Genomic DNA, 10104 nt, shown 5'->3' on the forward strand with positions numbered 1-10104 from the left:
CGGGGGCGGCGCCCCCCGCCGGGTCGCCGCTCGCCACGGCCGTCAGCTCGCCCGCGCGGACCACGAGCCCGGACGCCGCGTCGGACAGGTCGGCGGGCGCGGGCGGGCCGGGAACGGCGTCGGCGGCTCGTGCGGGCGGCCGCACGCGCAGGATGCGGACGACCCGCTCGGCGGCCACGAGCCCGCGTGGCAGGTCGTCGGCGCCCTCGATGAAGAACGACACCGGCACGACGAGCACGGCGACGTAGCCGTAGACGGCGACGAGGTCACCCACGGTGATCTCCTCGGCCGCAGCGAGCCGCGCCGACAGCCACACGACCGCGGCCAGGTACAGCGCCGGGAGCCCCACGGCGAGTGCGTCCACCCAACTCGTCACGGTCGCGATGCGGTATCCCTCCGCCTGCAGGGCCCGCGAGCCGTCGCGATAGCGATGGCCGAACGCGCCGGCACCGCCGATCCCGCGCAGCACGCGCAGGCCTGCCGCGATGTCGCCGGCCCTCGCCGTCAACGCGCCCTGCCGCTCGCGGTATCCGGCCTCGGCGTGGTGCACCCGGCCCAGCAGCGGCCCGACGAGCACCGCCAGCAGCGGCACCCCCAGTAGCACGACGGCCGCGAGCAACGCGGACATCGGCACCAGCAGGACGGCCACCACGGCGTAGGCGAACACGGCTCCGACACCCGGCCCGGTGACGGTGAGCGCCTGCGCGATGCGTCCGATGTCGGACGCGCCGATCGCCACCATCTCCCCGGCACCGACCTGGCGCGGCAGCACTGCCCCCAGCGCCACGGCGTGCCTCGTGAGGACCCGCACGGTCCGATCGCGCGCATCGAGCCGGATCCGGGTCATCGTGCGGTGCCGCAGGATGCCCAGCACAGCGTTCACCACGCCCGCCGCCAGCACCGCGAGCGTCCACGCCACGAGTGCGATCCGGTCTCCTGCGCGCAGCCCGTCGTCCACCGCTCGGGAGATCAGGTACGGCGGGAGCACCAGCCCGAGCATCCACGCGGTGCCCCACAGCGCCCCGAGCGCCACCCGACCGCGCTGGCACAGCACCAGCCACCACAGATAGCGGGCGGGGCTGCGTACGTCCGGCCGGCCCGGATCGTCGGGAGCGCGGCGCCGAGGCACAGGATCAACCTATTGCCCGGGTTGATTGCCGTCAGCGCCAGGCGCCCACCGCCGCCGCGGCGATGGAGGACAGGACCTCCGAGCAGCCGCCGTCGACGAGCACCGTGGCCAGCTCGTCGCCCCGGGTACCGCCGCGGTTGACGATCACCACCGGCACGCCGTGCTTGTGGGCGTGCCGCACGAACCGCAGCCCGGACATCACGGTCAGCGAGCTGCCTGCGACGAGCAGCGCGGCTGCCGCGTCGACCATGGCGTACGCACGCTCCACCCGCGCCCGCGGGACGTTCTCCCCGAAGAAGACGACGTCGGGCTTGAGGACTCCACCGCAGGCGGGACACCACGCCGGCCGGAAGCCCTCGACGGCCTCCAGCTCGGCGTCGCCGTCGGGCGCGACCTCGACCGCGGCTCCCGCCACCTCGACGAAGCCGGGGTTGAGCTCGCGGAGTCGCTCCTGCAGCTCGACACGAGGGGTGTGCGCGCCGCAGCCGAGGCAGACGACGTCCGCGATCCGGCCGTGCAGGTCGATCACGGCCCGGCTGCCCGCCTGCGTGTGCAGGCCGTCGACGTTCTGCGTGATGACACCGTGCAGGGCGCCCGCCCGTTCCAGCGCCGCGATCGCCCGGTGGCCGGGGTTGGGGGCGGCGTGCGCCATCCGGGCCCAGCCGACGTGGCTGCGCGCCCAGTACCGGCGCTGGGCTGCCTCCCCCGAGACGAACTCCTGGAAGGTCATCGGCGTGCGCCGGGGCGAGCCGGGGCCGCGGTAGTCGGGGATGCCGGAGTCGGTGGACAGCCCCGCGCCGGTCAGCGCGGTGATCGGCCTGTCGGACAGTACGTCGAGCGCCCGGTCCAGGGCGGTGTCCAGCAGGTCCACTACCCCAGGGTAACCGCGGTGAACGGCTGTCGCGTTCGTCCAATACCCGGTGTGAGCTGCCGGGCAGGGTGGGCGGCATGGACTCCGCAGACCACATGAGCCGTAGCATCGACCTCGCCGTCACCGCGATCCGCGGCGCCGGTCTCTCCCGCTACGACGACCCCACGCCGTGCCGCGACTACACGGTGCGCGACGTGGTGAACCACATAGCGTTCGGGCTGCTGCTGGCCCACCGCTCGGCCACCCGCGAGGCGTGGGACCCGTCCTGGACCGGGGAGAGCCGCACCCCGTTCCTCGTCGGGCGCCCCGAGACCGAGTGGGCCGACGCGTGCGCCGCGGAGGCCGCGGCGACGGCGCGCGCCTGGGTGGACCCGGCGGCATGGGAGGGGGAGGCGCACATGGGCGGCTCGCCGATGCCGGCCGCGACCGTCGGATCGATCATGACGGCGGAGTTCGCCGTGCACGCCTGGGACCTGGCCGTCGCGACCGGGCGGACCGTCGACATCCCGCCCGGCCTGGGCGAGGTGGTGCTGGAGGGGGTCGTGTCGATTGCGCCCGCCGGCCGCGACGGCGGGTGGTTTGCCGCCGCGGTCGCCGTCCCCGCGGAGGCGGGCGCGTTCGAGCGGGCGCTGGGCGAGTCGGGCCGTGACCCGGGATGGACACCCTCCAGGTGAGCACCGGCCGCGGCGGTCCTCCCGTGGGGGCCGAGCCGCCGTCGACCGCGGCTCGCGCGTGGCCGCGTGCGCCGGCGGCGGGCCGGTGCGCGCTCGGCGGAACGCGAAGCGGGGCGGCGGTGCGGGACCGTCGCCGAGGTTGGGGCCGACACCGCGGCTGCGTTCCGCGGAACATGGGGCCGGGTTTCCGGCGGCCGGCTCGCGCGGCCGGGTGTTCGGGTCGCGATGAGTCCGTGATGCTCGGCGGGCCGATCGCGGAGATGAGCGGTGTCGGAAGCCGGCGGCGGGCTTGTGCGCGTTCCGCGGAACGCAGCGCCGTCCCGTGGGCAGCGGCTACGGGCACGGCCGGTCGGGGCAGACCAGCGGGTGGGGCGCGGCGGGCCCCTCGGTCAACTCGAGGTGACCGCCCAGCTCGGCTTGCGCTTCTCGGCGAAGGCCCGCATGCCCTCCTGGCCCTCCTCGCCCGCGAAGAAGGCCGCCGACAGCTCCAGCATCTCGGCGAACTGGTCCCGCAGCGCCGCGGGCCGGTCGCCGCGCAGCATCTCCTTCGTCGCGGCGAGGGCGCCGGGCGCGCCGAGGCGGAGCATCTCGACGAAGCGGTGCACCTCGGCGTCGAGGTCGAAGCCCGGCACCGCACTGTTGACCAGGCCGATCTCGGTCGCCCGGTGGGCGTCGAACGTCTCGCCGGTGAGGAACAACTCGTGCGCGGCGCGCGGGAGCAGCCGCGGCAGCACGGTCACGGAGATGACCGCCGGGACGACCCCGATCCGCACCTCGCTGAACGCGAAGGTGGCATCCGCCGCCGCCACGGCGATGTCGCACGCCGCCACTATGCCGACCCCGCCGGCGCGCGCCGGTCCGGCCAGCCGGGCGACGACGGGGGTGGGAGAGGTCCAGATCTTCTCCAGGATGGCCGGGAACTCGGTCACCCCCTGGTCCTCGGCGCCCGCTCCGCGCGACTCCTTGAGGTCCATCCCGGCGCAGAACACCGGACCCGTGTGGGTCAGCACGATCACGCGCGCGGCGTCGTCGGCGATCGCCGTGTCGAGGTGCGCGAGCAGCTCGCGACGCAGCTGTGCGGACAGCGCGTTGCGGTTGGCGGGGGAGTCGAGGATGATCGTCGCGACGCCCGCGTCGACGTCCAGGTGCACGAGCTCGGTCATGTCCGGACCGTAGCGCCTGTGCTCGGCAGCACCGAACGCCGTCGATGGTCCGGGCGCACCGCGAAGCGCCTCAGCTCATGACTGCTCGATCCGTCGCGGGGGTGTGCCCCGTCCTCCCGCGACCGAGGCGGGCGCCCCACGGGCGCGCACCCGGACCGACCTGCGCCGCCGGCGGCGCCCCCGGCAGCACCGCTACTGGGACCACCTCCTGCTCGCCCCCCTGTGGCCACTGCACGACACCAACCTGGGCACCCTGCTGCGCACGTGCGACGCCGTCGGCGCCTGTCTGGCCGTGCCCCGGGCGCCGTGGGTGCGGGCCGCGCTGGACCGCGGCGACACGCTGCGGCGGCGCAGCTGCGTGCACCGGGTGGCCGACCCCCTGCGCTCGGCGTGGAGCTCGCGGACGAGGCGATCCGGCTCGGCGACCTTCCGCCGCCCGGCAGCGCACGATCGTGCTGCTCGGGCACGAGCGCGACGGCGTGCCCCCCGAGGCCCTCGCGCGGACCGACCAGGTGGTGGAGATCCGGATGATCGGCACGGGGTCGAGCCTGAACGTGGCCGTGGCCGGATCGCTGGTGGCCTACAAGCTCGCCGGAATGCTGTGACTCACGCGAGACTCACGCGAGAGTCACGCGAACCGTTTGCGCAGGTACGCCGCCGTCACGTCGTCGGCGGGGAAGAAGCTCTCGATCGCGATCTCCTCCAGCGTCACGTCGAGCGGGGCGCCGAGTACCGCGACCGTGCTGAACAGCGTGAGCTCGCGGTCGGGGTGGCGCAGGCGCAGCGGCAGGACGATGCGGTCGCGGGGGTGGGCCGTCGGGTCGAGGCCCGCGTCGCGGCAGTAGCCCACGAGCTCGTCGAGCAGCGCGCGCAGCCCCGTCGTCGCGGCGCGCTCGGCCTGCCGGCGCAGGCGCGACACCAGGTGCGCCGCGTACTCCTCCAGGTCGACGACGTACCGGGCGAGCCCGCGCGGGTGCAGGCTGGCGCGCAGGACGTTGATCGGCGACGTGAGCAGCTCCGGGTCGACGAGCTCGGTGAGCAGGCCGGCGGCGCCGTTGGCGGCCACGAGGTTCCACATGCCGTCGACGAGCACCGCGGGGTAGGGCGCGTGGCCGTCGAGGATGCGCTGGAGCGACCGGTGCACCTCGATCATCTCGGCGTCGTCGAGCCCGTGCTCGGTGTAGGCCGGCGCGAAGCCGGCCGCCATCATCAGCTCGTTGCGTCCACGCAGGGGCACGTCCAGCTCCTCGGCCAGGTGGAGGACCATCTCCCGGCTCGGCCGGGACCGGCCGGTCTCCAGGAAGCTCAGGTGCCGCGCCGAGACGTCGGCCTGGATGCCGAGGTCGAGCTGGGTGAGCCTGCGGCGCTGCCGCCACTCGCGCAGCAGTGAGCCGAAGGCGGTTCCCGAGACGATGGCGGCGGTCATGGGGAGCACGCTAGCGAGGTGTCGTCCGGTGCTCGATGACCTGACGGGTAATGGACCGGCGTCGGGAGAGCGGGCACCCTGACGTCATGACGGAGTCGACCGCAGAGCCGACCGCCGAGCCGACCGCCACCGCGGACGACGCGGCCACCGAACAGCTGCACACCGCCATGCCCTTCACCGCGTTGCTCGGCGCCACCGCCGTCGCCTCGAACGCCGAGGAGGTGCGCCTGCGTCTGGACTGGGACGCCACCCGGTGCACCGCGGGCGGACTGCTGCACGGCGGCGCGCTGATGAGCCTCGCCGACGCCGCGGGCGGGCTGTGCGCGTACCTGAACCTGCCCGAGGGGGCCACCGGCACCGCGACGATCACCTCGGCCACGAACTTCCTGCGCGGCGTGCGCTCCGGGCACGTCGAGGCGTACGCCCGGCCGCTCACCGTGGGGCGCACGGTCATCGTCATCGACATCGAGCTGCACGACGCCGACGGGCGGCTCGCCGCGCGCGTGACGCAGACACAGGCGGTGCTGCGATAGGCGGGTGGCACCCTGCTGACATGATCGTTCCGGGCGCCGACCGCAGCCCCGTCCTCCTGCACGTCCCGCACGCCGGCACCGGGATCCCGGCGTGGACCCGCTCACACCTGCTCCTCGACGACGCCGCGCTGGCCGCCGAGGTGGCCGCGCTCACCGACCACCACACCGACGCGATCGCCGCCGCGGCCGCCGACCTCGCGCACGTCCGGCCGTGGGCGCTGGTCAACCCGGTCTCCCGGTTCGTCGTCGACCCCGAGCGGTTCCCCGACGAGCGCGAGGAGATGGCGGCCGTCGGCATGGCCGCGGTCTACACGCACGGGACGCGCCGGCAGCGGATCCGCGCCGACGACCCCGAGCACCGGGACGCGCTGCTCGCCGCGTACTTCGCGCCGTGGGCGGAGGCGGTGGCGCGCGCCGTCGACGACCGCATCGCCGCCACCGGCCGCGCCGTGCTGATCAACGTGCACTCCTACCCGTCGGCGCCGCTGCCCTACGAGCTGCACGCCGACGGGCCGCGGCCCGCCGTCTGCCTGGGCACGGATGCGGTCCACACCCCGCGCGAGCTGTCCGAGGCCGCCCGGGTGGCGTTCGCGACGATCGGGGAGGTCGGGCTGGACTCGCCGTTCGCCGGCGCGTACGTCCCCCTCGCGCACCACGGCGTCGACCGGCGGGTGACCGCAATCATGATCGAGATCCGGCGGGACACGTACATGGCCGAGCCGGACGGGCCGCCCACACCGGCGGTCGCGCGCCTGGCGCGGGCGCTCGCCGACCTGGTCGACGCGGCGTAGCAGCCCGAAATCCGGCCCGCGGGAGGCGATCGGTGCGGCACACTGCCCGGCGTGCTGCTCACGGTGACGACCACGGCCGAGCCTGCCACCGACCTCGGGTTCCTGCTGCACAAGCACCCCGAGCGTGCGCAGGCCTTCGACGTGGCCGCGGGCACCGCCCACGTCTTCTACCCCCGGGCCGACCCCGAGGAGTGCACCGCCGCGCTGCTGCTCGAGGTCGACCCGGTGGCGCTGGTCCGCGGCCGGCGGGGTGCGGCGAACAGCGCGTTCACGCTCGGGCAGTACGTCAACGACCGCCCGTACGCCGCCGGGTCCCTGCTCACGGTCGCGCTCGCCGCGGTGTTCTCCTCGGCGATTGAAGGGCCGGTGCGCGGCGCGGCCGGAGCTCGCGGCCACCCCGATCCCGCTGACCGTCCGGATCCCGACGCTGCCGTACTCACCCGCCCCGCCGGCTCCGCAAGCTCCGCCGGCTGCCATCCCCCGGGGCAGGGGCGGTGCCGAGCTGGTCGAGCGGCTGTTCGCGCCGCTGGGCTGGCAGGTGTCGGCCACGCCGGTCCCGCTGGACCCGGCATTCCCGGAGTGGGGTGACTCGCGCTACCTGGACACGACCCTGACGGGGCACCTGCGCGTCGCCGACGCGCTCACGCACCTCTACGTCCTGCTGCCGGTGCTCGACGGTGCCAAGCACTACTGGGTGGCCGCCGACGAGGTCGACAAGCTGCTGCGGGCGGGCGCGGGTTGGCTCGCCGCACACCCGGAGCGGGAGCTGATCAGCCGCCGGTACCTCGCGCATCGCAGCGCCTACGTGTGCAGCGCGCTCGAGCGCCTCGCCGACGTCGACGACACCGACGTCGACGCGCTCGACAACGCGCTCGCCGAGCCGGAGGAGCCGGAGGAGCCGGAGGAGCCGGAGGAGCCGGAGGAGCCGGAGGAGCCGGAGGAGCCGGAGGAGCCGGAGGAGCCGGAGAAGGCCGAGCCGCTCGCGGTGCAGCGGCGGGGCACCGTGCTCGCCGTGCTGCGCGCCGCCGGGGCCCGTCGGGTCCTCGACCTCGGCTGCGGCGGCGGCGCACTGCTGCGCGACCTGCTCGCCGACCCGGCGTTCACCGAGATCGTCGGCGTCGACGTCTCGGCGGGCGCGCTCGACGCGGCCGCTCGCAGGCTCCGGCTGGACCGGCTGCCGGAGCGGCAGCGCGAACGGATCGCGCTGCGGCAGTCCGCGCTCACCTACGCCGACGCGAGCCTCGGCGGGTACGACGCCGCCGTGCTGATGGAGGTGATCGAGCACGTCGACGAGGGCAGGTTGCCCGCGCTGGAGCACGCCGTGTTCGGCGTTGCCCGGCCCGGCACCGTCGTGATGACCACGCCGAACGTCGAGTACAACGTGCGGTTCGCGACGCTGGAGCCGGGCCGGATGCGCCACGCCGACCACCGCTTCGAGTAGACGCGGGAGCAGTTCCGCGCGTGGGCGTCGGGGGTGGCGCAGCGCCGCGGGTACGCCGTGCGGTTCCTGCCGGTCGGGCCCGACGACCCCGAGGTCGGGTCGCCGACGCAGCTGGCCGTCTTCGAGCGGGGGGACTGACCGATGGCCGTACTGCGCATCCCGGACATGGCGCTGGTGGTTCTGGTCGGTGCCTCCGGCTCGGGCAAGTCGACGTTCGCCCGGCGGCAATTCGCGCCCACGCAGGTGCTGTCGAGCGACGCGTTCCGCGCGATGGTCGGCGACGACGAGAACGACCAGTCCCTGACCACGCCCGCCTTCGAGGCGCTGCGCTTCGTCGCGGGCAAGCGGCTCGACGCCGGCCGCGTCACGGTCGTGGACGCGACGAGCGTGAAGCGCGAGGACCGCGCGCCGCTCGTCGCGCTCGCCCGGGAGCACCACGTGCTGCCCGTCGCGATCGTGCTCGATGTGCCCGAGGCGGTGTGCCACGAGCGCAACGCCGCGCGTTCCGACCGCGACTTCGGCCCCCACGTCGTGCGGCGCCAGCGCGGCGACCTGCGCCGGTCGGTGAAGTCGCTGGCCAAGGAGGGGTTCCGGCGGGTGCACGTGCTGCGCTCGGCGGAGGAGGTCGACGCCGCGACGATCGAGATCGAGCCGCTGCTGAACGACCGGCGCGGCGAAGCCGGCCCGTTCGACGTGATCGGGGACGTGCACGGCTGCCGCGGAGAGCTGGAGGAGCTGCTCGGCGGGTTGGGCTACGCGCTAGCCCGCGACGACGAGGGCCGCGCCGTGGGGGCGCACCACCCCGACGGGCGGCGTGCCGTCTTCGTCGGCGACCTCGTCGACCGCGGGCCGGACACGCCCGGCGTGCTGCGGCTCGTCATGGGCATGGTCGCCGACGGCGACGGGCTGTGCGTGTGCGGCAACCACGAGCAGAAGCTGGTGCGCGCCCTGTCCGGGCGCAAGGGGGGCGGGCCCGAAGGGCAGGGGGGCGGGAAGAACAAGGTCCAGGTGACGCACGGGCTCGCCGAGTCGCTGGCCCAGCTCGAGGGCGAGTCCGAGGAGTTCCGCAAGCGCGCCCACGAGTTCTGCGACGGCCTGATGGCGCGCACTACGTCCTGGACGGCGGGCGGCTCGTCGTCGCGCACGCGGGCCTGCCGGAGCGGTTCCACGGCCGGGCCTCCGGCGGCGTGCGCAGCTTCGCGCTCTTCGGCGACACCACCGGCGAGACCGACGAGTACGGCCTCCCCGTGCGGTACGCGTGGGCGAAGGACTACCGCGGCAGCGCCACCGTCGTCTACGGGCACACGCCGACGCCGGACGCCGAATGGGTCAACAACACGATCTGTCTCGACACCGGCGCGGTGTTCGGCGGAAAGCTCACGGCCTTGCGCTACCCGGAGCGGGAGCTGGTCGCGGTGCCGGCGCAGCAGGTCTGGTACGAGCCGGTCCGGCCGCTCGCTCCCGCCACCCCGCAGCGCGCCCCGGACGTGCTCGACGTCGCCGACGTGACGGGCAAGCGGTTGATCCGCACCGCCCACCACGGCTCCCTGACCGTGCGCGCGGAGCAGTCGGCCGCCGCGCTGGAGGTGATGAGCCGCTTCGCCGTCGACCCGCGGTGGCTGGTCTACCTGCCGCCGACGATGGCGCCCACCGCGACGTCGAGCCGCGAGGGGCTGCTGGAGCACCCGGCGGAGGCGTTCGCCGGCTACCGCGCGGACGGCGTCCAGCAGGTGATCTGCCAGGAGAAGCACATGGGGTCGCGCGCGGTCGTGCTGGTCTGCCGCGACTCCGGGGAGTGCCGCTTCGGGATCGACGGGCCCGGCGCGGTCGTGACGCGCACCGGGCGCCCGTTCTTCGGGCCGGACCTGACCGAGCAGCTGCTCGCGCGGGTCCGCTCCGCCGTCACCGCGGCCGGGCTGTGGGACGAGCTCGGCACCGACTGGCTGCTGCTCGACGCCGAGCTCCTGCCGTGGAGCGCGAAGGCCGGACCTCTCATCCGCGACCAGTACGCCGCGGTCGGGGCGGCCGCCGAGGCGGGCCTCACGGCGGCCGACACCGCGCTGACGGCGGCGGGGG

The 10104-nt window shown here is 75.0% G+C and carries 8 protein-coding genes and 2 pseudogenes; 6 read left to right on the forward strand and 4 right to left on the reverse strand.

Translation table 11 applies throughout. From position 1 onward, the window contains the following. Together KME75_RS36165 and KME75_RS36170 are read right to left on the reverse strand one after the other, a co-directional pair. Window positions 1–1129: ABC transporter transmembrane domain-containing protein (locus KME75_RS36165; RefSeq protein WP_219419447.1), on the reverse strand; the 1129-nt coding region annotated here is incomplete at its 3' end. A 31-nt stretch (window positions 1130–1160) separates the two neighbouring features. Continuing rightward, entirely contained in the window at window positions 1161–2000 is an 840-nt protein-coding gene (locus tag KME75_RS36170) for an NAD-dependent protein deacetylase (RefSeq protein ID WP_219419448.1), read from the reverse strand. 77 nt (window positions 2001–2077) lie between these two features. On the opposite strand from KME75_RS36170, the gene KME75_RS36175 reads away from it, so the two are divergent. Then, entirely contained in the window at window positions 2078–2674 is a 597-nt protein-coding gene (locus KME75_RS36175; protein ID WP_219419449.1) for a TIGR03086 family metal-binding protein, read from the forward strand. A 389-nt stretch (window positions 2675–3063) separates the two neighbouring features. Here the strand turns inward: KME75_RS36175 and KME75_RS36180 are convergent, their stop codons facing one another. Further along, entirely contained in the window at window positions 3064–3837 is a 774-nt protein-coding gene (locus KME75_RS36180) for an enoyl-CoA hydratase-related protein (protein WP_219419450.1), read from the reverse strand. Between the two features lie 452 nt (window positions 3838–4289). On the opposite strand from KME75_RS36180, the gene KME75_RS44280 reads away from it, so the two are divergent. Continuing rightward, a complete protein-coding gene (locus KME75_RS44280; RefSeq protein WP_308283401.1) occupies window positions 4290–4442 on the forward strand; it encodes a TrmH family RNA methyltransferase in 153 nt (50 codons plus the stop codon). 23 nt (window positions 4443–4465) lie between these two features. Here the strand turns inward: KME75_RS44280 and KME75_RS36190 are convergent, their stop codons facing one another. Further along, entirely contained in the window at window positions 4466–5263 is a 798-nt protein-coding gene (locus tag KME75_RS36190) for a helix-turn-helix domain-containing protein (RefSeq protein ID WP_219419451.1), read from the reverse strand. A gap of 86 nt (window positions 5264–5349) precedes the next feature. Between KME75_RS36190 and KME75_RS36195 the strand changes: the two genes are divergently transcribed. The 4 genes and pseudogenes from KME75_RS36195 to KME75_RS36210 all read left to right on the forward strand — a co-directional run. Next, the gene (locus tag KME75_RS36195; RefSeq protein ID WP_219419452.1) at window positions 5350–5796 is read left to right on the forward strand and encodes a PaaI family thioesterase; all 447 of its coding nucleotides are present in this window, start codon (window positions 5350–5352) and stop codon (window positions 5794–5796) included. Window positions 5797–5816: 20 nt separating this feature from the next. Then, complete coding sequence (locus tag KME75_RS36200) at window positions 5817–6587, forward strand: N-formylglutamate amidohydrolase (protein WP_219419453.1); 771 nt, start codon at window positions 5817–5819, stop codon at window positions 6585–6587. A 51-nt stretch (window positions 6588–6638) separates the two neighbouring features. Next, window positions 6639–8166 (forward strand): annotated as a pseudogene (locus tag KME75_RS36205) (3' terminal RNA ribose 2'-O-methyltransferase Hen1). A 3-nt stretch (window positions 8167–8169) separates the two neighbouring features. Beyond that, window positions 8170–10104, forward strand: a pseudogene (locus KME75_RS36210) (polynucleotide kinase-phosphatase); the annotation flags it as partial.

Origin of the sequence: Pseudonocardia nigra (assembly GCF_019396355.1) — a bacterium.
Taxonomy (GTDB): Bacteria; Actinomycetota; Actinomycetes; order Mycobacteriales; family Pseudonocardiaceae; genus Pseudonocardia; species Pseudonocardia nigra.

Bases quoted from the DNA above. Each gene is read 5' to 3' on its own strand.
- KME75_RS36175 (WP_219419449.1), top strand. From the start codon at position 2,078: ATGGACTCCGCAGACCACATGAGCCGTAGCATCGACCTCGCCGTCACC.
- KME75_RS36180 (WP_219419450.1), bottom strand. From the start codon at position 3,837: ATGACCGAGCTCGTGCACCTGGACGTCGACGCGGGCGTCGCGACGATC.
- KME75_RS36190 (WP_219419451.1), bottom strand. From the start codon at position 5,263: ATGACCGCCGCCATCGTCTCGGGAACCGCCTTCGGCTCACTGCTGCGC.
- KME75_RS36195 (WP_219419452.1), top strand. From the start codon at position 5,350: ATGACGGAGTCGACCGCAGAGCCGACCGCCGAGCCGACCGCCACCGCG.
- KME75_RS36200 (WP_219419453.1), top strand. From the start codon at position 5,817: ATGATCGTTCCGGGCGCCGACCGCAGCCCCGTCCTCCTGCACGTCCCG.